Genomic DNA, 22,376 nt, shown 5'->3' with positions numbered 1-22,376 from the left:
TCATCACCTTTCAGGTTGGATCCATATTGGATGCTGATTATGCCGATAAGCATATCGCGTCAAAGACTGGCTTTATCAATAACCTTTATAATTTCGTGACGAACAAATGTAAACGGCTCTGCCTCTTCTGTCCGAATTATAAAATATAGAGTTTGCAGAAAGACTCGTACATTCATCGCCTGCTGGCTGGTCTCTTGCAGTGTCTGGGTTCCCCTAGAATTCGAACGTTGAAGAGAATCTATCCAACTTGCAATATCATCTAACTCCAACATATTCCGGCGGAGAATCGTTACGACAGCGTACGCGATCCGTTGATCCTCATCGTAGATGTACACTGTACTGGGTTCCGTTATTTTCACAGCAAGTGCTGCCAATAGCTGCCTCAAGCCAGATCGATCGATATTAGACGATTGCGCGAGATCCTCGGCGGCATCTGCACCATGGGCTGGGGCATGCGCCCATCCCTTATCCTCAACGTACCCTCGAATATCCATCTCTTCTTTATAGTACGTAACTAAACGTCCCTGAACAAGCTCGATATCTGCATTTTTCAGAAAAGAGCTTTGCCGATCCATACTAAGAATAGGGGGTATGAGCAACACCGAAAATGTTCTTGTAAACACACTGTCCGTCCCCTGCTCACCCAGACGATAGAAGAGATGTTCATCATCTATTGCTATATGCAATATTTCCCGTAGCTGAGCAGCAGAGAACACACCATGCGCAATCCATGTTGCAAATGTAACATAGATAAGTTCATCCCGCAGAACTGGATCCGTGCTCCCAATATGTCGCAACATATGCAATGCCACTTCATATGGGTTCTCAATGTCAGACGGCGATGTATCGTCCCTTCTGAAAAACTGCAACTGTTCTTTAAGCGCTGAAGCTTCCATCTATCGCGTTCCTTCGGTAGTATTCAGATGTACGCTGCAGTTGTACAACTCACAACCCCAAGCCTCTGCCTTCTTTTCGATCCGGGTAACGGAAGTATTGGACAGCTTAACACTTACATCAAGTTCAGGCAGCAATCCTCTAAGAGTGTTACGGAGTATCGCTCCATGGCTAACGACAAGTACTCGATCATGTGGATGCTTACGGCAGATTTCTTCAATGACCTCCATGCCACGTGACGTTCCCGCATCAGCTGTTTCTCTTCCCAACTCTATGCTGCTCCAATCTGCGCCCCACCGTGACACCCGTTCCTCTTCTGTTGTTCCTTCGACCTGACCTCCGCCCATTTCACGTAGACGTGGATCGAGGTGAATCTCCTTGATCTCCAATCGATCACCGATGATTCGAGCGGTCTCGCTGGCGCGTTCCAGATCACTAGCGTAGATCGCATCCCATGAATCTGAGCTAAGTCTTGCGGCAAGCAATAACGCCTGTTCTCTGCCTTCTTGATCCAGCGGGTTGTCCGTCTGTCCCTGTGATCGCTTCTCTTTATTCCAAGCTGTACTCCCATGACGAATTAGAGTTAATTGTGTCATTTGGGTTCCTCCCTTTTAAGTTCCTCGTCTGTAAAATGCTTTGTCATCTTAGGCTTGGCGAATTTCTCGCCATTATAGAGGTTAGACCCATTTCGCGGAATGGATAAGCTATCCCATGACGTCTCTTTGAGCATTTTGGCGACATAAACGATCTGTCCAACATGATACGGATAATGTGCTAGCTGGCGGATGATTGCCTCCATGACGGTATGGCCCTCATTACGAATGTATATGATATGGGATAATTGATCGGGTGTGAACGAACGAATCGCGCTCAACAGACAGTGCCAACCTTCCTCCCATTTATCCAGCACTTCCTCCCGAGTAGACAGATCGTTGATAAATTCAGCATCACGTTCCCGCCACGCCTTCTCTCCATCTGTCGTCAACACATCTGTCCAACGGGATAACATATTGCCCCATAGATGCTTCACAATCACAGCAATGCTGTTCGTATCTTCATTCCAGGATTGAAATAATTGCTCAGGCTCCAGTTGTGCTATGGCTTTATCCCCGAGCTGTTTATAATATAAAAATTGTTTCTCGGCAGTCTCCAGAAAGCTTTGATTGAGATTCATAACATCACACCTTTCCTAATATGAGAATGTTAATTTCAATTTCCACATAGCGATCAGATGATTAAGCTCATCCTGTTAAGGTTTATATGATTAGAATCAGCACTTATCTAACTATTCCGGAAAAGAAAATGATCCATCTTCATTTGGGCTAAAATCGAGAACCTTGTGCACGGCATCCAGATTAAGCTGACCATAAATATGTGGGAAAAGTTCGTCTAAGTTGTACAAATCCTCATATACCATTTCTGCTTGTAATACTTTCTCATCTATACCAAGCAGGAGCAGATCGGTACGTCCTTCATAATATTGCCCAGCTACCCACGGAATCTGCTCTTTCGTAGAACAATGAATGAATCCATCTGTCTTCAAGCTGTCAGGAGCATAGAAGCTCTCCCCCGATAGTTGCTCCCAAGTGGAGCGGGATATGATGCTGTAGATCATCGCTATACCTCCTGTATTCATATGTAAAGTTCAAAGCAAAACCAATGTTATAACATTACAACTTAAATCCGTCATTCATGTATTATAGATCATCCCGAATTCGGGAGTATATTTTCTGATCCGTGAAGACACCTTTGATTTTCAATTGCTTACGCAGTATACCTTCATATGACATACCTATCTTCTCCATCACCCGCGCAGATCCTATATTACCTGCATTGCATTTACCACCTAGACGATTGCAGTCGAGCTCTTCAAAACAATAATTTACAATCGGCTGCATCGCTTCAGATGCAACACCTTGATTCCAATATAAACTAGATATAGCATATCCTAGTTCAGCACTCTGCATAGACTCATTCAGATCAAAGATCCCGCCTCTTCCAATCAATCGACCTGTCTCTTTCCAGATAAAAGCCCATATATGGACTGTTTTACGCTCATAGTTGTCCAAGACACGTTGAATATAATAAAAGGAGTCCTCCATCGTCTCATGACAATTCCACAAGCTCTGTTCACTCACACGTGGATCTGAAGCAAATTGGAAATACTCCTCAACATCACTCATAGTGAGACGTCTTAGTAACAATCGCTCTGTCTCAAATTCCGGGGATTCACTAAACAGCTTGTCCACATTCATCATCAGCATCTCCTTATCGATACCTCTATCGGTACCTATACTAAAACCTGCTTCCCATCTTACATGTGATTGTGATTGATATTGCTCGGGAAATAACGATCCAACATATACACACACAGAATACCAGCAGAATAACGAATGAGATCAACCACAAGGAAACCATGGCCTAAAATAAGTGCGCCTAACAACGTTGAACGAAGTTCGTTCAGCCATGGTGTCTGAATCAATTGTGAGAATTCGATCATCCAACAGAACAGCAAACTAATCATCACTGCCCAAATTGCACTATGCCTGTGCCATACCATGCGTACACCAAAATAAATCATTCCTGCCCACAAAGCATCTCCTGTATGTTCACTCACCCAATCGGGTAACCGATCTCCATAATGACGCGAAGCAAGACCTAGCCCCATCGTGATGATCGTTGCTATGAAATAAACAAGTCTGCGTCTCACTCGTCACTCATCTGAAATGTCAGTGCAGAGAGAAACCACAAAAGGAGATATCGAAGATAAGCCACATCATTCAAGTTCCAATCTGAACTTATAATGGATCCTTTCAAATGATCACATCCAATCCTTGCGATTCTGATAAAGGTTACAAGAAAGGAGCGTATAATCTACGCTCCCTGCTTCTTGGCTATTGTATAAATATTACATATATATTGCGAGTTGTCACCTGATACGTATCATGTTACAGACCGTGTTCTAGTCCTGAGATTATTTTACTGTTACAGGTATGCTCACCTTTTTGTTTCCCCATTTGGCTACAATGGAGGTCTTGCCCTTAGATACCGCTTGAATCTTCCCATTTGTTACCGTCGCTACACCCGGCTTCGTGCTGGTCCATACTGCACTGTTGGTTACGACAGTCATTTTGCCTGTATCGTACTGAGCCATCAAGCTGATTGTTGTGCTTCCTTGTGGAGATAACACTAGTTTTTTCTGCCCTGTAATCAGCTTTTTGAGCAAAGGTACGACAGTAACCTCTACGGTTATTGTCTGATCTTGATACGTCCCTGTCAAGGTTGCTTGTCCTTCAGTCAACGTCTTAACGGTACCATTTTTGACTGTAGCTACACCATTATTAGAAGAGGTCCAGATCACCTGTTTCGATAGATTGATCGTTTTGCCATTCGCATATGTACCAATTACTTTCAATGCCTTTGACTTCTTGATGTTGAGTTGTAATGCCTTCGGCGTTACATCAATCTTAGTAATCACATCTGTGATGGCAACCGGCACTTTCACCGTTGTTGAACCGTACTTTCCTTGTAATAATACGCGACCAGGCGTAATACCTCTGATCTTCCCGTCTTCCAACACAGCCGACGAGCTAGAAACTGTCCATACAATCTCCGAAGTGACGTCTTCTGACTTGCCATTCGCACGGGTAATCGTTACTTTCGGCAATGTACCTTCACTACCTTTGACAAAACTATAGGAGTTAGGCGAAGCTTTGATGCTCTTAATTTTATCCTGAACCTGAACCACAAGCTCAGTCTTCGCTCCATCAAGCTGGGCAATGATCGTTGCTTGGCCTGCTGACACAGCCTTAACTTTCCCCTTAGCAATGGTTGCAACAGCTGCATTACTGGTTGACCACGTAACTCCCGCTGTCACATCCTGTTTATTATCAAAACCTTCAATAACGGCCATGACCTGAAGTGTAGCCGTCTCAGAAACACTCATTTTCTGTGGGCTCTCATTGGTGATCTCAATTGAAGTGACATCTCCTGTAGCGGCAAAAACTAGTGTTGGTGCTAGCACCCCGAATACAAGAACTAGAGCAAGTGCTCCGCGAAGTGCCTGTTTCATACTAATCATGAACTTTTCATCCTCCTACTATCCAGTATTTTACTTCTATTATAGTATATCGGAATCTATATGCACAAAAGTGAATTGTAATATTACCATGCAGAGCATCTAAACTAAAAATCGACATTATATCTACTGCGAGCGTTCATTATAATAAAATAAGAACTATACGAATTCGAACCAGCACTATTTAATTCAGCGAATACTTTTTTATCAAAGCTGTGACGTTAATGTTAGTTTTGAGGGGAGTTGAACAGGACGATGGAGAACAAAACCAATATTTTAATCAAGAGATCAGTTTGTATCCTTTATTACGCGAAATTGGATTTAACGAACGAACACGGAGCAGGCTGGATTGGCGGGAATGCGCTGGTTTTTTTTGATAATCACTCAGACCTCATTTATGATCACAACCAAAAGTATGTTTTTTATCTAGTTCTCAACCATCCCTTTAAGCAAGATAGCATGATTTCAATTTTTATCCCGGAAGGCAGTGATGTGCATTTGGAGAACAACATTTATCCAAACTGCTTGGTTAAGGTGATTGAGCATCCTATTTCAGCGGAAAGCACGAATACTACCTTTGCTAATTCAAGTCTTATCAAACACATCATCTCTGCTGGTCAACTAACTAACGATGAAGAATCCATGGATCGATCCTTTTTAATCAAAGTGGGAGGCACCCCGAGACTGATTCAAAATGAAGACTATTATTTGGCCAAACTTAAGGAAGAGTTATTTTCATTCTTTTTCCAAGTCGATGAAGACGGTTATCCTGACACATTGATTCAAGAGGATGGCAGTTATCCTTTTTATTTTGGTTCACTATATATTTTCGCTAAAGCAGGAACCGAGATCGAACATCCCATTTCAGGTTTTTGGCAGTTTTCTTAAACGTAAATAGCGGGGCAGTAGACTCTCAGAGTTTCATGCATTTTTTTGAAGAAACCATACCTACAACTATATAAACAAACGGACAAATTCAAGCAGAAAAAGACAGGCTAGTGAAGCAACCATCTTGTATGCTATGAATCAAGGAGTGATCACAACATGAAATGGATTCAACCCTTACAAACAGCTATTCAATATATTGAAGATCATCTGCTTGAGGACATGACCATTGAACAAATTGCAGCTAAAACCAACCTGTCTCTCTTTCATTTTCAACGTACATTTTCTTTGTTAGCTGATGTAACAGTTGCAGAATATATCAGGCGGAGACGCTTAACATTAGCAGCGTATGAGCTACTACAAAGCGATGGCAAAATCATTGATCTAGCGTTCAAGTACGGATATGACACGCCAGAATCATTTTCTAAAGCTTTTCGCAGACATCACGGGTTCTCCCCTAGTGAAGCCCGCCTGAATAAGATCTCTATCAAGGCGTATAACCGCCTAGCTATCCAGATTAGCTTAAAAGGAGCAGAACCCATGAATTATAAGTTGGTAGAACATGATGAATTTTCGGTGGTAGGAATCCAACAATCCTTTTCGTATATAAACGGAGAACACTTGTCTGGAATCTCTACGATGTGGCAAGATGCATATCACAGTGGAGCTGAGGATCGCTTGTTTCAACTAAATAACGGATTGATTCAAGGCATTCTTGGTGTCTGTGTGGATCAGAACGAGATTCATGAGAAACAAATGGAATACTGGATTGCTACCTCATACGATGGAGAAGTACCTGAAGGATTATCGACGCTTCTAATTCCTGCTTCCAAATGGTGTGTATTTGAAGTGCAAGGACCGATGCCCGCAAGTATGCAGGCTCTGTGGAAACAGATCATCACAGAATGGTTCCCCTCCAACCCTTATGAACATGCTGGCATCCCCGAATTTGAGGTCTATCCCGGGCCTAATCAACCACCTCAAATCTGGATACCCATTAAATGATGCGTTGATATATCCTCCTAGATTTTACGAGTTTTCATTGATCCAGGAACGCAGCTTGTCAGCATAAAGAGCACGTTCCTCTGGATCAGAATTAGCACCTTGTGATAGATACAGTTGATCGTCCACATATCTAGGGTAGACATGCAGATGATAATGCCATACGTCTTGATTGCCGGCAGGTTCATTATGTTGCCGCGTAGAAATCCCATCACATCCATATGTATTCTTCATGGCAAGTGCTGTAAGCTGAGCCGCGCGGTGGATTTCAGCAGCATAATCGGCAGGAAGGTCAAAGATATTCTCGAAATGTTGATTAGGAATGATGAGCACATGCCCCTTATTGTTCGGCCACCATTTACGTGCGATAAATGCCGTTACCTTTTCGTTCTGATAGATGATCTCTCTTTGCTTGGTTCCTTGATTAGACCCATCGATACCCCATATACAACAAAATGGACACTCGTATCCTTCGGGTCTATGTGAGAATGATGCTGTCATGGATTCCATACAACTCCTTTGATATGTATTACAAGGTAGTTAGCTATAGCCTAGTCCATCAGCGGAAAGCATCTCTCGATTTTTGCCAAGTCCGCCTCATCTAACTCCCAATCTAGGGCTCTCAAATTATCATCTATATGCTGTATACTCCCCGCTTTGGGGATGGCAACTATACCTTCCTGCCTTAAAATCCAGTTCATTGCAACCTGATATGCGGTTACGCCATAGTTGTCTCCGATGGTATCGAGTATCTTTCTCTCTGGGGAACCTACTTGCGGAAATCCTTTATTACCGAATTTAGATGGAGCATATCCAAAAGGTGAATATCCCATAATAGTTACACTGTTCTCTATAGAAAAAGGTAGTATTTCCTTCTCAATTCTTCGATCATGTAAATGATAAGCTAATTGATTACATACCAACGGTATTTCACCTAAATGGTACTGTGCCTCTTTCATCAAATCGAGCGTAAAATTACTAACGCCCACATGTTTAATTATTCCTCTACTAACTAGTTCCGACATAGCCTCCATCGTTTCAGCAACTTCGTATTGTGGGCTTGGCCAATGCTGCAAATAAAGATCTATATAATCCGTTCTCAAACGATCTAAACTTTCCTCTGCCGCTCTAAGCACACCTTGGTAAGAACAATGCTTGGCTGATACTTTAGTGACTAGGAATACCTCACTTCTGATATCATGAATGGCTCGACCAACCAATTTCTCGGCACCACCATCTCCGTACTCTTCTGCAGTATCCATTAGAGTAAGTCCATTTTGGATACCATGGCGCAATGCCTCCACTTCATCTCTTTCTTTCCTCGGATCTTCACCAAACTTCCAAGTCCCTTGACCAATCACCGGAATGTCTATATCCGTATTCCCTAGCTTACGAAATCGCATGAACAAAACCTCCTACTCAAGGTATACTTACGCCTCGCAGTTCCTCAATAATCCATCAGTATCATATATTAATTCGTTATTCCAGTGATTGTCGGTGTATCCACGGCTATTATTCCATGCTGCTAACAGTTTTCTTTGTCTCATCTCTAGATCTCTGTAAGGAGCAGCAACAAACTCAATATTATGAAACATATCATTATAAATGGGTAATCCATTATCTAATTCCTTGAATTTTTTGAAAGCACCTATGTCCGTATCATTTGCAGCCCAAACCACTTTTTTAATCAAAGACAATACGATTGTACCTGTGCACATAGGACAAGGTTCACAAGTGGTATATAAGGTAAGCTCGTTATTAGGAATAAATCTCTTACCCTCAAGATTAAGGATCTTCGCTCCAGCTTTCCTTATAGCGTCCATTTCGGCATGTGCTGTGGAGTCACCACTCGAAAAAACTCTGTTCCTACCGCGACTCACAACCGTCCCATCTGCATCAACAATAACTGCACCTATAGGAAATGTACCTTCATCTTTTGCCTTCTCTGCTTCTTCAAAAGCTAACAGCAGGTTGTCGTAATGTTTGTCCATCCTATACACTCCCATCTCAGTAATTTCGATTAATAATATATTCCAGAAATATACTGGTGCTCCTTCATGGATGTCTAGTTATGTAAAAAAAGAACCCCTATGACAAGCAATGTCATCAAGTTTATTACCTCAGTGACATTGCGATATAGGAGTTCTTTGCATTCAGGGTCTATTCTTGCTCTTTCATATGCATACCAACATTACAATTCTCTCTTACTCTTCTTCCGCCAGATGTGGCAATGTAATAAACTCAGCCCCGCCCATATATGGCTGGAGCGCAGCCGGAATTCGAATGCTTCCATCTGCCTGCTGATGATTCTCTAGCAGTGGAATGAGAATACGCGGTGAAGCCACGGCTGTATTGTTTAAGGTGTGACAATATACTAGCTTCCCTTCTGCATCACGACAACGAATGTTCGAACGGCGTGCCTGGAAGTCATGCAAATTCGACGAGGAATGTGTCTCTCCGTATGCCTCCCGGCTAGGCATCCATGTTTCAATATCATACTGCTTATACGTCTTCTGCCCCATATCCCCGGTACATACTGCTACAACGCGATAAGGAAGCTCTAACAATTGCAGCAATTGCTCAGCGTGTCCTGTAATCTCCTGTAACATGCGTTCCGACTCTTCCGCATCTGGAGCGCAGAGAATCACCTGCTCCACCTTGGCAAATTGATGTACACGATACAATCCGCGTACGTCCCGTCCTCCCGATCCCACTTCGCTGCGGAAGCACGTCGATACAGCAGCCAGCTTCACAGGTTGTTCCACATTCACAATTTCATCCGCATAATAGGACACGAGCGGCACCTCCGAAGTACCCACCAGCCACTTGTTCTCACCGGTAAGCTCATACACTTGGTCTCGTCCTGTTGGGAAAAACCCTGTGTTGAGTAGGGCGTCCTCCCTTACCATGAGCGGAACCTCTAGCGCTGTGAATCCCTGCTTCAAGAGCAGATCGAGCGCAAGCTGTTGCACGGCGCGGTGAAGCTGTACCCCTGCTCCCTTGAGCACATAGCTCCGTGTTCCACCGATTTTCACCCCACGCGCAATGTCAATCAGGTCATGCATCTCACCCAATTCCACATGATCCTTCATGCTATACTCAAATGTCGGGACTTCACCCACACGGCGTAGCTCTACATTGTCCGCATCCGAAGTACCTACAGGTGTGTCTGGCGATACAACATTGGGTACGAGCCATTGCATACGCGTAACTTCTGCTTGGATCGCTTCAAGCTTAACTTTGAGCTGTTCCAACTGCTCATTCCGTTGTTTTACCTCGTTACGCAGCCCCTCTGCCTGCTCACGCTGACCTGCTTGCATCATTCTGCCAATATCCGCCGACAACGCGTTACGCACCCTGCGACCTTCTTCGGTTTCCTGCAATAACGCTCTGCGTTCCTCGTCTCGCTCTAACAGTTCTTGAATGTTAATATTGATTTTCTTTCCATTTGCCGCCGCTTGCACCTCTTCTGCATGCGCTCTGATCCACTTCATTTCAAGCATGGTCACCGTCTCCTTTGGCTGTAAAAATACAAAGAGCGCCCTCATCCCTTGGGACGAGGAGCGCTCTGCTCGCGGTGCCACCCAACTTGCCGAAACAGTTCGTTCACTGCTCCAGCCGCTTGGTCCGCGATAACGGGCGGTTCCGGTTAACTTGGGGAAATATCGCTCCCCTGGCGAAAACACCTCCGAGTTGGATGCTCTTCAACGGCATGTTCCGATCTGTAATTGTTGTTTATCAGTATATACAAAAGTATCGTTTAAATGCAAGTGATAAAGAAGGATAACGATTTTATATTCAGTCATACTTATAAACCACATTATTATCCCGATCTATACCCTGAACGGATGTCTCGATCATCTTCTCATCTGTTGTTACATCCAGAAATGTCTTGCGATCATCAATTGACATGCCGTGCATTGTGACGTTCGAGTATCGAATTCGACCAGTTTCTTCACCACCTGTTAATATTCTTGATGGCAAAAATATTAACACTTTTCTCCTCTATTTTCCAATTAAGCTTCTGTATTAACAAAGGGAGCCACATTCCCTTTAGCTTTTAGGAATTTACCGAATATATATCGAACGAGCGGCCCAATGATAAGCAACTGTAACGGTAGCGCTAGACTAAAGTTCCGCAGTATGGTGTGAAGATACGTTTCTACGAGAGACTTTCCGTTCAATTGATTGGCAAGATACGCCGTAAGCATTCCATACATCGACATCATCAGAACCATCCCCACAACCATACATACGGAAATCGTCAAAATACCAATCACCTTATTCGATTTGTTGAATGGCAATGCAAAGGCAATTTTCTGAGCCACCGGCCCAACGATAAAGCTTTCCACCACAAAAGCTACAATAAAACATAGAACAAACTGAAATAAAATCTCTAGCGGAGACATACTCCCCATTAATCCGTTATACAGTAAATTGAAAGTCATCATAACGACTACCATTCCTGTGCACATCATCAATCCAAAATACGTATGTTCTTTCTTTGTTGTTGGCAATTCTCTCATCCTCTCTTCTACTTGGACAATTATAAAGATGAGGAATAGGGTCACATAAGTGAACACTTTGTGAACGTTGATAATATACCTTTATGTTTATATTGAAATATAGAACATTTCATCTACATAAACTCATTTTCCCTATTTGACAACCCGGATTTATACCCCTATGATACTCCTTAAAATGTAAACCATATTCACGAATCAGTTAGGAGGATTACTGTACAATGAGCTTTCAAAAACGTATCGACCACATCGGTATCGCTGTCCGTGATCTGGAGACCACGCTTCGTTTCTATACCGAAATCGTTGGGCTTGAGCTGAAAGACCGCGTTACCCATACCAATGGTGTCATCCAACTTGCTTTCCTCGGATTCAATGGCAGTGATGAAACTGAAATCGAGCTCATTCAGGGATATAGCGACAAACTTCCCTCCGAAGGAACTGTGCATCATTTTGCGATTCATGTGGAGGATCTTGATGCTGAATATCAGCGTATACGAGCGACGGAGGCCGAATTTATTGATGGAGAGATTATCACCCTACCGAACGGTTATCGTTACTTCTTCATCTATGGCCCAGAGAAGGAATGGATTGAATTCTTCCAGCGTTAAAGGTAAACGGATCTATTAATGATCCCGATTGGCGCACAGGTAGCATCTATGATAGCTTAGATCCACTTCGTAAGATCCATCATCGGATATTCCAGTTCATGACTGGACACGTTCTGCCCGCTGTCCTATAATTACACCTAGTAATACCCTTAACTTCATAGTTTCCCAGGGGAGTCGGAATTGGCCGGCTGAGAGTGTATCCCACAAGATACTAACCCTTAGACCTGATCTGGATCATGCCAGCGTAGGAATCGGAGTATATCGAATAGGCCCAGCTATATCGCTGCGCGCTACTTCTCTAACGCCTGCACGCGTCCCGGAATCCGGGGCGCTTTTTTTATGTTCTTTTGCATATCACGTTACATAAAAAAACGACATCCAGATCATAGCCGGTATAATTCTGTTGATTTATGCACGATGCTTGGATATGAAGCCAAGGAGAACCCTCGCCATTTAGGCGGACAACATGAAGGAGAGAATGAAGATGAGATGGCGTAAAACGATCGGCTTGTTGCTCCTATGCGTAACCTTGATTGCAATCACGGCTTGCGGAAGCAAGGAAGCTGGCCCTGCCCAATCTAACGGAGATACCAACACCGAGAACAATAGTGAAGGTGATAACGCAGCACTCCGGGATGTTAAAGTTGTACTGGACTGGACACCGAATACGAACCATACCGGCTTATATGCAGCGGTAGATCAAGGATTTTACGAAGCCGAGGGCTTAAACGTGGAGATCGTGCAACCTGGTGCTGGCGGCGCTGACACGATGGTCGCTTCGAATGAGGTTCCTTTTGGCGTAAGTTATCAGGAAAGTGTAACTCAGGCGCGTACCCAAGGTGTACCGCTCGTCTCGATTGCTGCCGTTATTCAACATAATACATCCGGATTTGCAGCCCCGACGGATCGGAACATTAAATCCCCTAAAGACTTCGAAGGTAAAACCTATGGAGGCTGGGGCTCCCCAGTAGAGGAAGCGGTAATGCAATCCATTATGGAGGGCGAAGGCGCTGACGTGTCCAAAGTGAAAAACATTAACATGGGTGATGCCGACTTCTTCACCGCCGTGAAACGCGATATCGATTTTGCCTGGATTTTCTATGCATGGACTGGGATTGAGGCTGAGCTTCGCGGAGAGCCGATCGACATGTTGTATGTCAAAGACTACTCCGAAGCACTCGACTATTACACACCTGTATTGGTAACAAATGAAACCACGATTGAGAACGATCCTGAACTGGTTAAAGCGTTCATGAAAGCCACGTCCGAAGGATACCAATATGCGATTGATCATCCCGAAGACGCCGCTAATATTCTGATCAAAGCCGTACCGGATCTCGATAAAGACCTTGTGCTTGCAAGCCAGAAGTGGCTTAGCCCGAAATACACAGACGATGCACCACGCTGGGGCGAACAGAAACAGGAAGTATGGCAGAACTATACGGACTGGATGTACAGCAAAAAACTGCTGGATGAACAAATCGATGTGAGCAAGGCATATACGAACGATTTCTTACCCCAATAATTATTGTTTAAGTTGAACTTTTTACACAAACGAAGAGTGCAGAACCCATCTGGAGAAGCGGAGCGCTCACCTTTATCCCCGGATTTACTCCATTTAAAATTTATTCATGAAATCCGGGGATAACAGTGATAGTAAGAGGGTACTGCAATCGGAGTGTTAAGTGTAAAGCTGATTCAACTTATACAACCCAACTCGAAAGGAGCCGTGAACTCCATGGCAAGCACATTACTCAGTATTCAAGTTATCCCGAAGACGCCAAATGGTGAGGACTCATACCCGTATGTAGATCGCGCGATTGAAGTCATTCAACAATCTGGTGTGAAATATCAGGTCAACCCTCTAGAAACAACGATGGAAGGTGAGCTGGAGGAACTGCTGGACGTTGTTCGCAAAATGCATGAAGCACTTGTGGACGCTGGTAGCCCAAGCATCATCTCCCAGATCAAAATCGCCCATAGCGGCGGTGCCGGCTTCAGCATGGATAAACTAACGGAGAAATATCGCTAATGCACGCCTACTTCAAAAGCGTATGGCCGCCCCTCGTGGCGGTTATTCTCTTTATTGCGATATGGCAAGGAGCCGTCTCGCTATTTCATATTGAAAAGTGGATGCTACCTGCACCTTCAGACATTGCTCGTGAAGCAGCTTCACAGGCGGATCGACTTGGTATGCATGCATGGGCGACGATCCAGTTAACACTCATCGGATTCGCCGCAGGAACGTTGGTGGGACTGCTGATTGCCATGGTGCTTCACCTGATCCCATTTTTAAAGTCCGCGCTCTATCCTTTGCTTATACTAAGCCAGAACATTCCAACCATCGCGTTAGCACCGCTCTTGCTGATCTGGTTCGGATTCGGATTGCTGCCCAAATTAATTACCATCATTCTGGTCTGTTTCTTCCCTGTTGCCGTTGCCGCCATGGATGGATTAACCCGTACAGATGCCATGATGATGAACTATATGCGTATGGCTGGCGCCAAACGTGGACAGCTATTCTGGAAACTGGAGCTTCCGCACGCGCTGCCTTCTGTCTTTTCTGGAATTAAAATAGCCGCTACATATAGTGTGATGGGTGCCATTATTGCCGAATGGATCGGAGCAGATAAGGGCATCGGATACTATATGATGTTACAGAAGTCTGCATATCGAACGGATCGACTATTTGTAGCCATTATGATTATTGTGGCGCTCAGTCTGTTGCTCTTCCTGCTGATTGCACTGCTTGAGAAGCTACTCGTGCGCTGGCGGCCACAAAAACGATAATAATGGCACTGGAAAACCTCGTGGCAAGGATGTGAAACCGGGATGAGAGACGAACAGAATAAACTGAACGATTACCTTACCGATAACCTAACGAATGAACGTGTAACCAATGAAAATTCTACGACACAGACAACAATTCAACAGTCTGATTCTACATTAATACCAAGAGGGATTACCCAGGCCTCTCCAGCACTTGAGGTTACGCAGGTTCATGCCTCATATCGTGAGCGACGCAAAACACTCTCCGTATTGGATGACCTGTCCCTAACGGTTGGGCAAGGCGAATTTGTAGCCATTGTCGGTCCATCCGGCTGTGGCAAAAGTACTCTTTTTCATATCATTGGCGGTTTGCTCAAGCCGCAGGCTGGACGAATTCTCATGCAAGGGCAGGACGTTACCGGACAACGTGGCAAAATTAGCTACATGCCGCAACAACCCGCTCTACTGCCCTGGCGGACGATTGAAGATAATGTGGTATTAGCTGGCGAAGTATCGAAGACAACTCTACCTCGGACAGAAGCAATTGCTGAAGCACGCAATTGGTTGGCAAGTGTTGGTCTAGCTGGATTCGAACGTGCTTATCCTCATATGCTCTCAGGAGGGATGCAGCAGCGTGTTGCTTTCCTGCGCGCGCTACTCAGTCCACAGGAGCTGATGCTGCTTGATGAGCCTTTCAGTGCACTTGATGCTTTGACGCGCAGCGATATGCAGCGCTGGCTACTGGAGATTTGGGAGCAAAATCGCCGCTCGGTGTTATTCATTACACACAACATTGAGGAAGCTCTTCTGCTAGCGGATCGGGTGTATGTTCTATCCAATCGCCCAGCAACCGTGCTGCAAGAGGTTATTGTTCCATTTGATCGTCCACGACGTGAATCGGTGACTGAGGATTCCGCCTTTCTTGAACGTAAACGCCAAATTTCACAGTGGATGCGAGAAGAACAGCACAAAGCCCGCCTATCTAGATAGTGCGGGTTTTTAGAATTTTTTTAGAGCATTATCATGAGTCAATTAGAACAGTAAGAGCCCCATAAGATAAATGTATCATTTCACCTAATATGGGTGATCCAACATGAAAAACACGACGTACTATGACTAGATAGACTCATAGCAATCATAAGGAGGGAAACATGAATACTCGTGCTTTAGCACCGTTAATTGATGCCCATATCCACCTGGATCAATACACGCCAACGCAACAACAGTCTATACTGCAATCCCTCTCCTCCCGGCAGGTGGAAGCCCTCATTGCGGTCTCCATGAATCTGGATTCCTGCCACGCCAATCTGGAACTTGCTAAGCATAACCCACGTACGGTATTTCCCGCCTTTGGCTACCACCCAGAGCAACCGCTCCCTTCTGCAGAGGATCTCCATCTGCTCCTTGGTTGGATCAAACAGCACATTGGACAAGCCATAGCCATTGGAGAGGTGGGCTTACCCTATTACAGCAGACAAGAAGCAGAGCAAGCAGGGAACTCATGGGATCAGAGCGGTTATATTGAATTGCTGGAACAGTTCATTCAACTTGCTAAGCAGTACAACAAACCTCTAGTTCTTCATGCCGTCTATGAAGATGCTGATATCGTCTGCGATCTGCTTGAGAAACATCAGTTCCGTCGTGCCCACTTCCACTGGTTCAAAGGCTCACGCCAAACCATCGCACGGATGGCAAACAACGGTTATTTTGTTTCATTCACACCTGATATTATGTATGAGGAAGAGATCCGTGAACTTGCACGGCAGTATCCATCGGAGCAGGTTATGGTTGAGACTGACGGCCCCTGGCCTTTCGAGGGCCCTTTTCAAGGACGGATGACTCATCCAGCGATGACAAGACAAGTCATTCAGGGTTGGTGCGAAGTAACGGGAATGAGCACTGAACGTGCTGCACGGCTTTTCTACCAGAATGCGAAACGGTTCTACGGCTTGCCATTATCATCGCTATAAATTTATGTAAGAAAGGTCAGTCAGGCTCGAAGCCCAACTGACCTTTTTTTGATTTATCATTGCTCAAATATATTTGCCCGAACATTAACGCTTCATGAACCCTTTGCCTTCCAAGAAAGGTTTCATCTGCAAACGTACTGGCTCCGTGAGACGTTTAGCCATTGATACAGACCACGGTGTCTTGTTCGCACCTTGTGTCCGCTCATTCATGTAGGCAGTTGTGGTCTCGTCATATTGCGCCATGCCTTCAAGTGTCTGCTCGGCATTATACTGATTCTGGTGAAGAACAGCATCCAGTGGTAAGCGCGGACGGATGCCTGTCTCCTGATCAGCAACACCAATACACATGCCATAGACCGGATATACGCCTTCGGGTAGCCCCAGTAGCTCAGAAACTTCCTCAATACGTGTGCGAATTCCACCGATATAGACAATGCCAAAGCCAAGTGATTCTGCTGCAAGTGCTGCGTTCTGTGATGCAAGCGCCACATCAATGGTGGCAACCATGAAGTTTTCAGTGGAATCTGCATAGGTTTCCTTGTCTGGCATATGCTGCTTCGCCGCATCCTTCAGTCGGAAGAGGTCTGCGCACCATACCAAGAAAACGGGACATTCGTTTACGTAACCCTGATTGCCTGCCAGCTCAGCAAGCTTCGATTTCAATGTCAAATCCGTTACCGCAATTACACTATACGCCTGCACACTGCTGGAGGAAGAAGCCATCTGTCCAGCTGCAATGATCGTTGCCAACTGTTCTTCACTTACAGGATCTGCCTTGAATTTCCGTACAGAGCGGTGCTTCATCATTAATTCAATCGTTTCGTTCATGGTTCGTCACTCCTAATCCTCGAAGTACAAATTCAATGGTTTGCTCAGCTAGTTCCTCTGTAGTTATTCCCTGATAATCCGCTAGAAAACGTGAATTTTTGGCTCGTTTATGCGCCAAAGTTGCCCCCATCACCTGTAATGTGGCATATGACACGGATTCAATATGAAAAATCCCCTGATCTTTACCTTCTTGCAGTAAATCTCTTACCTTCGTCCAGATTGGATCTAGGAAACGAAAGACCGTAGGCGTACGATGTGTCCTCAGCGTAATTTCAAGCTGCACAATGTCGCTCATCTCGGTATCTGTCATCGTAAACTTCACAACTTGACCCACAATCCGCCGGACACCTTCCACGGGAGACATAGACGCTGCAGCTAGCTCATTCAGCATCTGACCAGGAAAAAAGTGTTCAAATAAGGCTTCAAACACCTTTTCTTTACCGCCAAAGTGATAAGAGACCAGGGACACATTCGCTCCCGCTTCATCACAGATTTGACGGACACTCGTCCCGTCATACCCCTGACCTGCAAAAAGCTTCTTGGCTGCAAGCAATATCCTCGTTTTAATGTCCAATTCTGGTTCCGTCATTCCGTTCGCTCCTCTAATCCGTTCTCTTGTAAATGTTTAATGAAATTATACATAATTATCTATTATGAAAGTTTGTGCAACAAAGCGCAAGGCATAGCCATTCAGGATGGCATATGTGAAGTTGTATCCCTCCAGCTATTATTACACCAAGCCCCCCATTGGCAATCAATGGGGGGCTCAGTGTACGTATACGTTGTAAATCCGTATATCCTTAGAAGTGTATTAAGCGTTAGATGGTGCTGGGCTTGGCGCACCTGCTGATACACGTTGCTTCTTCAGAAGTGTAACCAGCAGCGAGAGTGCGACCACAATCGCCAGAATAAGAACGATTGAACCTGCAGCAGACTGTATTCCTGGGCCGCCAAGTTGAGCACTCAAGATACCTTGAACCGCATAAGTAGCCGGCAAAAATTGACCCACGCCACTATAGAATCCATTCAGCAATTCACGTGGTACCATCGCTCCTGAGGATACAAGCTGCAAGGATAGCGAGATAACATTGAACAAGCTTCCTGCAGGCCCGAAGCAGATCAAGAAGAACTGCGAGAAGAACATGAACGTGCAGAGGAACAAGGCTTGGAATAACCAGAATGCAACGAATCCTTGTTCAATCTGTCCGCCAAGCGCAACGATCAGTGAAGATCCGAGTAAGGATACAACCAGGGCTGAACCTACGTTAATGACAATTCTTGCACCAAATAGCGTCCAGCGAGAGAACGTTGCGGACAACATCCCCATAGCCGTTTGCAGATTCATCCCCATGATCATAGCTCCGACATAAGATGCCAGCACCATCATCATCGGTACCATCTGATTGTTCATTCCGTTCACCGGGTTAATGGATGTTGTTACACCTTCCACACGGGAAGTCAGGTTAGTCGCCACATTAGCGGCTTGATCTGCTGGCGTTCCTGTTGCTGTTAGCACAGTTTGCACACCTTGAGCAGTAGCCTGCTTGTTGATCGTGTTGGTTACGGACTGTGACACACCTTGCATCATGCTTTTGATCGTCACCGGGTTAGCTTCATTAATGGTGTATTTAATCTCAGCAGTTGAGCCAGCCGTTTGAAGCAATTCATTAAAGCCAGCCGGGATTCCGAGTACCATATGAACTTGGTGATGATTGAGCTGATCTACTGCTTCTTCCGAACTTAGATTCGACACGGTATGAAACGGTAACGTCTCTGCCAATCTGTCGGCAATGCCTTGGGACAGTTCTCCATCCTCGTTCACAATCGCGACGGTAAGCTCATTCGTGCGATCATTAACTCCTGAATATGCAGTCATCCAGATGATGCTGAAAATCACTTGGAACATAAGTGCTGTTACGATTCCAACAATCACTGGTGGTTTTTTGAACAATACGCGTAAAGCCTGTACCATAGATCTTATCCTCCATTGCAAAGTAGTTCTAATTTGATATAAACATTTGTTTGAATCAAACGAATGTTTAAATTTTAAGTGTATATGTCAGTATTGTCAATGGAATTTCTGAAAATCAATGAAAGAAAGTAACTTTTTTAGAAAAAAGTCACTACTCTCTTTTCATATCATTTATCGAAATAACTCAGGACATATCTCTTCGTACAAGCCTCACCTAATTTAATGGATATCTTACCTATCCCAATGAGCTTGATTAAATTTCTAGCTGTTGCTTTATGATTTATGTTGCAACTTCATCCGTTGCAAGCGTAAGGCATTTAATACAACAGATACCGAGCTAAACGCCATCGCAGCTCCTGCTAACCATGGTGCAAGAAAGCCCACAGCAGCAATGGGAATACCAATCACATTATATCCAAGCGCCCAGAACAGATTCTGCTTGATGTTACCCATCGTCCGCCGGCTCATTTCAATCGCGTCAGCAATGCTATTCAAGTCACCACGCATCAACGTAATATCCGCCGCTTCCATCGCTACATCCGTTCCTGTCCCAATAGCCATCCCAATATCGGCTGTCGCTAGAGCTGGAGCATCATTAATTCCATCACCAACCATAGCTACTTTACGGCCATTAGCTTGCAGCTTCTTCACTTCAGCCGCTTTGCCCTCTGGGAGCACCTCTGCCAGAACGTTACGGATTCCTGCTTGTTCCGCCACTGCGCGTGCTGTTCGTTCATTGTCGCCGGTAATCATGATGACGTCGATTCCCATCGCTTGCAGACGGCTTACCGCTTCGCGTGACGTTTCCTTAATGGTATCTGCAACAGCAACAATGCCTGCCCACGCACCATCAATGGCAACCAACATCGCTGTACGCCCTTGTTCCTCCAGTTGGTTCATCTGAGTCACTGTACCATCTGGAACATTCACCTTAGCATCGGCAAACAAGCGCCGGGTTCCCACGAGAATCTCTTGTCCCTGAACGTGAGCTCGAACACCGTAGCCAGGTATGTTCTCGAATTGCTCGGATTGACTCAGAGCGATCTCTTTACCTCGGATTCCTTCCACGATAGCCTCAGCGAGTGGATGCTCCGAATTTTGTTCTGCTGCGCCAACTCGTTGTAATAGCTCCATTTCCGTCCAGTCCGAAGCTGTTACAACGTCTGTAAGCACAGGTTTACCCTGAGTTACTGTACCCGTTTTGTCCAATACAACAGTTTGAATCTGCTGTGCTGATTCCAGATGTTCGCCGCCTTTGAACAGAATGCCATATTCAGCAGCTCGTCCCGATCCAGCCATAACCGAGGTTGGCGTAGCCAAGCCTAGAGCACACGGACAAGCGATAACCAGTACGGCAATGGCTTTTTCCAATGAACCAGCGAAGTCACCTGAACTTGCGAAGAAGTACCAGATAAGAAATGTTACGACGGCAATACCCACAACAATCGGGACAAAAATACCTGAAATCACATCTGCAATCCGCTGAATTGGAGCTTTGGAGCCCTGCGCTTGCTCAACGACTTTAATAATCTGAGATAGCGCCGTATCTGCACCCACTCGGGTCGCTCTGAGACGTAACATGCCGTTTTTGTTCAAGGTCGCACCTGTAACGGCATCCCCGGGCTTTTTGTCTACAGGTAAACTCTCTCCACTGAGCATTGATTCATCTACAGAAGACTGTCCTTCCTCCACGATGCCGTCCACCGGGATACTGTCCCCTGGTTTCACAAGAACGATATCACCCACAGCAACATAACTCGCAGGGATAACGACTTCCTGTCCATCGCGAATGACGCGGGCTTCACGCGGAGCCAATTCAATCAAGCTCTTAATTGCCTGAGAAGAGCGTCCTTTCGCTACAGCCTCGAACCATTTGCCGAGTAATATCAGTGTGATTAGAATCGCACTCGTCTCATAATAAAGCTCCACCGCAGGCATAGCAGCTGTGCTCGCTCCCATTGCACCATGATCCATCGTAGTCGCTGGTAGATAACCACTAGATAACGTCAGATAGAGACTGTAGAAGAATGCCGCACTTGTACCCAAAGCAACGAGCACGTCCATGTTGGCGCTACCGCTGCGCAATGCTTTGTAGGCTCCCACATAGAACTGCCAGCCAATCACAAACTGAACCGGCGTTGCGAGCAGCAATTGGAACCATGGGTTCATGAACAGATCGGGTACCCAAATCCACGATGTGAAGGAGAAGTGACCTACCATCGCCCATAATAAAGGAATCGAAAGTGCTGCGGATATCATCCATTTCCACTTCTTACGTTGCAATTCCCGCGCTCTGGCAGATGAAGTTTCCTCTCCCGTCTGTTGTAATTCTGCGCCATAACCAAGCTGTCTAATCTTAGCAGTAACATCGGATGCTTTTAGAGCGCCTGCTGTAAATTCGACATGCCCTGTCTCCAGCGCTAAATTCACATTTGCACGAGATACACCCGGTAAGCGAGATAACCCTTTCTCGATCCGAGCCGAACAAGCAGCACAGGTCATGCCCGTTATATCCAGATCTACCGATTCCGTAACTGTGCCATAACCCAATGCTTCAACCTTATCCCGTAGTTGATTAACATTAATGACTTTCGGATCATACCTAACGGTAGCCTGCTCTATCGCAAGATTTACGTTAGCCTGATTGACCCCTTCCATGCGGGACAGCCCTTTCTCAATTCGAGAAGAACATGCTGCACAGGTCATGCCTGTAATTTGGAATGTGGTGAGTAAACCAGATGCTACCTCTACGGGTGGTAATGCTGAGCCAGTTGCAGTGTTGTCTGTTGCTGGCTTATCCATGTCGTCATCTCCGTTCAATGGTTTTTCCATACCCTATAGGGGTAT

The 22,376-nt window shown here is 45.2% G+C and carries 25 protein-coding genes and 1 riboswitch; of the genes, 8 read left to right on the top strand and 17 right to left on the bottom strand.

Annotated elements, in window-relative coordinates; genetic code table 11:
* Window positions 1-59 precede the first annotated feature (59 nt).
* The 7 genes from MH215_RS19950 to MH215_RS19920 all read right to left on the bottom strand — a co-directional run bounded on the left by MH215_RS19950 (window position 60) and on the right by MH215_RS19920 (window position 4,975).
* On the bottom strand, window positions 60-896 hold the full coding sequence (locus MH215_RS19950; RefSeq protein WP_239292984.1) for a DUF2785 domain-containing protein: 837 nt from the start codon (window positions 894-896) through the stop codon (window positions 60-62).
* Window positions 897-1,490, bottom strand: a complete 594-nt coding sequence (locus tag MH215_RS19945) for a histidine phosphatase family protein (RefSeq protein WP_239292983.1) — start codon at window positions 1,488-1,490, stop codon at window positions 897-899. It abuts the gene before it with no gap.
* Window positions 1,487-2,068, bottom strand: coding sequence for a DUF1572 family protein (locus MH215_RS19940; RefSeq protein ID WP_239292982.1), 582 nt, complete (start codon window positions 2,066-2,068; stop codon window positions 1,487-1,489). Before MH215_RS19940 ends, MH215_RS19945 begins: the two co-directional genes overlap by 4 nt.
* A gap of 111 nt (window positions 2,069-2,179) precedes the next feature.
* A complete protein-coding gene (locus tag MH215_RS19935) occupies window positions 2,180-2,509 on the bottom strand; it encodes a DUF952 domain-containing protein (RefSeq protein WP_056703862.1) in 330 nt (109 codons plus the stop codon).
* Between the two features lie 82 nt (window positions 2,510-2,591).
* Complete coding sequence (locus MH215_RS19930; RefSeq protein ID WP_239292981.1) at window positions 2,592-3,152, bottom strand: GNAT family N-acetyltransferase; 561 nt, start codon at window positions 3,150-3,152, stop codon at window positions 2,592-2,594.
* A 56-nt stretch (window positions 3,153-3,208) separates the two neighbouring features.
* Entirely contained in the window at window positions 3,209-3,604 is a 396-nt protein-coding gene (locus tag MH215_RS19925) for a ribosomal maturation YjgA family protein (RefSeq protein ID WP_239292980.1), read from the bottom strand.
* Between the two features lie 264 nt (window positions 3,605-3,868).
* Entirely contained in the window at window positions 3,869-4,975 is a 1,107-nt protein-coding gene (locus MH215_RS19920) for an Ig-like domain-containing protein (RefSeq protein WP_239292979.1), read from the bottom strand.
* A 252-nt stretch (window positions 4,976-5,227) separates the two neighbouring features.
* On the opposite strand from MH215_RS19920, the gene MH215_RS19915 reads away from it, so the two are divergent.
* Entirely contained in the window at window positions 5,228-5,860 is a 633-nt protein-coding gene (locus MH215_RS19915; protein ID WP_239292978.1) for a hypothetical protein, read from the top strand.
* A 156-nt stretch (window positions 5,861-6,016) separates the two neighbouring features.
* Window positions 6,017-6,862 (top strand): AraC family transcriptional regulator, encoded by an 846-nt coding sequence (locus tag MH215_RS19910; protein WP_239292977.1) that lies wholly within the window; start codon window positions 6,017-6,019, stop codon window positions 6,860-6,862.
* 24 nt (window positions 6,863-6,886) lie between these two features.
* Here the strand turns inward: MH215_RS19910 and MH215_RS19905 are convergent, their stop codons facing one another.
* The 6 genes from MH215_RS19905 to MH215_RS19880 form a co-directional block, all read right to left on the bottom strand.
* A complete protein-coding gene (locus tag MH215_RS19905; RefSeq protein ID WP_239292976.1) occupies window positions 6,887-7,360 on the bottom strand; it encodes an HIT family protein in 474 nt (157 codons plus the stop codon).
* 50 nt (window positions 7,361-7,410) lie between these two features.
* Entirely contained in the window at window positions 7,411-8,262 is an 852-nt protein-coding gene (locus MH215_RS19900; RefSeq protein WP_239292975.1) for an aldo/keto reductase, read from the bottom strand.
* A gap of 27 nt (window positions 8,263-8,289) precedes the next feature.
* A complete protein-coding gene (locus tag MH215_RS19895; protein WP_239292974.1) occupies window positions 8,290-8,850 on the bottom strand; it encodes a nucleoside deaminase in 561 nt (186 codons plus the stop codon).
* Between the two features lie 213 nt (window positions 8,851-9,063).
* Entirely contained in the window at window positions 9,064-10,362 is a 1,299-nt protein-coding gene (gene serS, locus MH215_RS19890) for a serine--tRNA ligase (protein ID WP_239293120.1), read from the bottom strand.
* 295 nt (window positions 10,363-10,657) lie between these two features.
* Window positions 10,658-10,843: a S1 domain-containing protein gene (locus tag MH215_RS19885; RefSeq protein WP_239292973.1), complete on the bottom strand. Its 186-nt coding sequence runs from the start codon at window positions 10,841-10,843 to the stop codon at window positions 10,658-10,660.
* Window positions 10,844-10,875: 32 nt separating this feature from the next.
* Complete coding sequence (locus MH215_RS19880; protein WP_239292972.1) at window positions 10,876-11,376, bottom strand: DUF2798 domain-containing protein; 501 nt, start codon at window positions 11,374-11,376, stop codon at window positions 10,876-10,878.
* 227 nt (window positions 11,377-11,603) lie between these two features.
* Between MH215_RS19880 and MH215_RS19875 the strand changes: the two genes are divergently transcribed.
* The 6 genes from MH215_RS19875 to MH215_RS19850 all read left to right on the top strand — a co-directional run bounded on the left by MH215_RS19875 (window position 11,604) and on the right by MH215_RS19850 (window position 16,729).
* Entirely contained in the window at window positions 11,604-11,990 is a 387-nt protein-coding gene (locus MH215_RS19875) for a VOC family protein (RefSeq protein ID WP_239292971.1), read from the top strand.
* Window positions 11,991-12,147: 157 nt separating this feature from the next.
* Window positions 12,148-12,259, top strand: a riboswitch (TPP riboswitch).
* A gap of 215 nt (window positions 12,260-12,474) precedes the next feature.
* Window positions 12,475-13,515: an ABC transporter substrate-binding protein gene (locus MH215_RS19870; protein ID WP_239292970.1), complete on the top strand. Its 1,041-nt coding sequence runs from the start codon at window positions 12,475-12,477 to the stop codon at window positions 13,513-13,515.
* A gap of 213 nt (window positions 13,516-13,728) precedes the next feature.
* Window positions 13,729-14,022 (top strand): thiamine-binding protein, encoded by a 294-nt coding sequence (locus MH215_RS19865; protein ID WP_056703822.1) that lies wholly within the window; start codon window positions 13,729-13,731, stop codon window positions 14,020-14,022.
* Complete coding sequence (locus MH215_RS19860) at window positions 14,022-14,780, top strand: ABC transporter permease (protein WP_056703820.1); 759 nt, start codon at window positions 14,022-14,024, stop codon at window positions 14,778-14,780. Before MH215_RS19865 ends, MH215_RS19860 begins: the two co-directional genes overlap by 1 nt.
* A 42-nt stretch (window positions 14,781-14,822) precedes the next feature.
* Window positions 14,823-15,749 (top strand): ABC transporter ATP-binding protein, encoded by a 927-nt coding sequence (locus MH215_RS19855; protein ID WP_239292969.1) that lies wholly within the window; start codon window positions 14,823-14,825, stop codon window positions 15,747-15,749.
* A 161-nt stretch (window positions 15,750-15,910) separates the two neighbouring features.
* A complete protein-coding gene (locus tag MH215_RS19850) occupies window positions 15,911-16,729 on the top strand; it encodes a TatD family hydrolase (protein ID WP_239292968.1) in 819 nt (272 codons plus the stop codon).
* A gap of 84 nt (window positions 16,730-16,813) precedes the next feature.
* On the opposite strand, the gene nfsA is transcribed toward MH215_RS19850, so the two are convergent.
* The 4 genes from nfsA to MH215_RS19830 all read right to left on the bottom strand — a co-directional run bounded on the left by nfsA (window position 16,814) and on the right by MH215_RS19830 (window position 22,331).
* Window positions 16,814-17,557 carry an oxygen-insensitive NADPH nitroreductase gene (gene nfsA / locus MH215_RS19845; protein ID WP_239292967.1) on the bottom strand — a complete coding sequence of 248 codons (744 nt, stop codon included), beginning with the start codon at window positions 17,555-17,557 and terminating at the stop codon, window positions 16,814-16,816.
* A complete protein-coding gene (locus tag MH215_RS19840; RefSeq protein WP_239292966.1) occupies window positions 17,541-18,146 on the bottom strand; it encodes a TetR family transcriptional regulator in 606 nt (201 codons plus the stop codon). The genes nfsA and MH215_RS19840 overlap by 17 nt, the downstream gene beginning before the upstream one ends.
* A 222-nt stretch (window positions 18,147-18,368) precedes the next feature.
* Window positions 18,369-19,529 (bottom strand): YhgE/Pip domain-containing protein, encoded by a 1,161-nt coding sequence (locus tag MH215_RS19835; RefSeq protein ID WP_239292965.1) that lies wholly within the window; start codon window positions 19,527-19,529, stop codon window positions 18,369-18,371.
* A gap of 273 nt (window positions 19,530-19,802) precedes the next feature.
* Window positions 19,803-22,331, bottom strand: a complete 2,529-nt coding sequence (locus MH215_RS19830) for a heavy metal translocating P-type ATPase (protein WP_275446241.1) — start codon at window positions 22,329-22,331, stop codon at window positions 19,803-19,805.
* Window positions 22,332-22,376 lie beyond the last annotated feature (45 nt).

The sequence above is a fragment of the Paenibacillus sp. ACRSA genome (assembly GCF_022346845.1).
Lineage (GTDB): Bacteria > Bacillota > Bacilli > Paenibacillales > Paenibacillaceae > Paenibacillus.
The sequence above is the reverse complement of the archived record's forward strand: the minus strand, read 5'-3'. Positions and strand labels throughout refer to the sequence as shown.

What these genes read in the sequence shown, in the direction of transcription:
- MH215_RS19950 (WP_239292984.1), bottom strand. Translation starts at nt 896, where the DNA reads ATGGAAGCTTCAGCGCTTAAAGAACAGTTGCAGTTTTTCAGAAGGGAC.
- MH215_RS19945 (WP_239292983.1), bottom strand. Translation starts at nt 1,490, where the DNA reads ATGACACAATTAACTCTAATTCGTCATGGGAGTACAGCTTGGAATAAA.
- MH215_RS19940 (WP_239292982.1), bottom strand. Translation starts at nt 2,068, where the DNA reads ATGAATCTCAATCAAAGCTTTCTGGAGACTGCCGAGAAACAATTTTTA.
- MH215_RS19935 (WP_056703862.1), bottom strand. Translation starts at nt 2,509, where the DNA reads ATGATCTACAGCATCATATCCCGCTCCACTTGGGAGCAACTATCGGGG.
- MH215_RS19930 (WP_239292981.1), bottom strand. Translation starts at nt 3,152, where the DNA reads ATGATGAATGTGGACAAGCTGTTTAGTGAATCCCCGGAATTTGAGACA.
- MH215_RS19920 (WP_239292979.1), bottom strand. Translation starts at nt 4,975, where the DNA reads ATGATTAGTATGAAACAGGCACTTCGCGGAGCACTTGCTCTAGTTCTT.
- MH215_RS19915 (WP_239292978.1), top strand. Translation starts at nt 5,228, where the DNA reads ATGGAGAACAAAACCAATATTTTAATCAAGAGATCAGTTTGTATCCTT.
- MH215_RS19910 (WP_239292977.1), top strand. Translation starts at nt 6,017, where the DNA reads ATGAAATGGATTCAACCCTTACAAACAGCTATTCAATATATTGAAGAT.
- MH215_RS19905 (WP_239292976.1), bottom strand. Translation starts at nt 7,360, where the DNA reads ATGACAGCATCATTCTCACATAGACCCGAAGGATACGAGTGTCCATTT.
- MH215_RS19900 (WP_239292975.1), bottom strand. Translation starts at nt 8,262, where the DNA reads ATGCGATTTCGTAAGCTAGGGAATACGGATATAGACATTCCGGTGATT.
- MH215_RS19895 (WP_239292974.1), bottom strand. Translation starts at nt 8,850, where the DNA reads ATGGACAAACATTACGACAACCTGCTGTTAGCTTTTGAAGAAGCAGAG.
- serS (WP_239293120.1), bottom strand. Translation starts at nt 10,362, where the DNA reads ATGCTTGAAATGAAGTGGATCAGAGCGCATGCAGAAGAGGTGCAAGCG.
- MH215_RS19875 (WP_239292971.1), top strand. Translation starts at nt 11,604, where the DNA reads ATGAGCTTTCAAAAACGTATCGACCACATCGGTATCGCTGTCCGTGAT.
- MH215_RS19870 (WP_239292970.1), top strand. Translation starts at nt 12,475, where the DNA reads ATGAGATGGCGTAAAACGATCGGCTTGTTGCTCCTATGCGTAACCTTG.
- MH215_RS19865 (WP_056703822.1), top strand. Translation starts at nt 13,729, where the DNA reads ATGGCAAGCACATTACTCAGTATTCAAGTTATCCCGAAGACGCCAAAT.
- MH215_RS19860 (WP_056703820.1), top strand. Translation starts at nt 14,022, where the DNA reads ATGCACGCCTACTTCAAAAGCGTATGGCCGCCCCTCGTGGCGGTTATT.
- MH215_RS19855 (WP_239292969.1), top strand. Translation starts at nt 14,823, where the DNA reads ATGAGAGACGAACAGAATAAACTGAACGATTACCTTACCGATAACCTA.
- MH215_RS19850 (WP_239292968.1), top strand. Translation starts at nt 15,911, where the DNA reads ATGAATACTCGTGCTTTAGCACCGTTAATTGATGCCCATATCCACCTG.
- nfsA (WP_239292967.1), bottom strand. Translation starts at nt 17,557, where the DNA reads ATGAACGAAACGATTGAATTAATGATGAAGCACCGCTCTGTACGGAAA.
- MH215_RS19840 (WP_239292966.1), bottom strand. Translation starts at nt 18,146, where the DNA reads ATGACGGAACCAGAATTGGACATTAAAACGAGGATATTGCTTGCAGCC.
- MH215_RS19835 (WP_239292965.1), bottom strand. Translation starts at nt 19,529, where the DNA reads ATGGTACAGGCTTTACGCGTATTGTTCAAAAAACCACCAGTGATTGTT.
- MH215_RS19830 (WP_275446241.1), bottom strand. Translation starts at nt 22,331, where the DNA reads ATGGATAAGCCAGCAACAGACAACACTGCAACTGGCTCAGCATTACCA.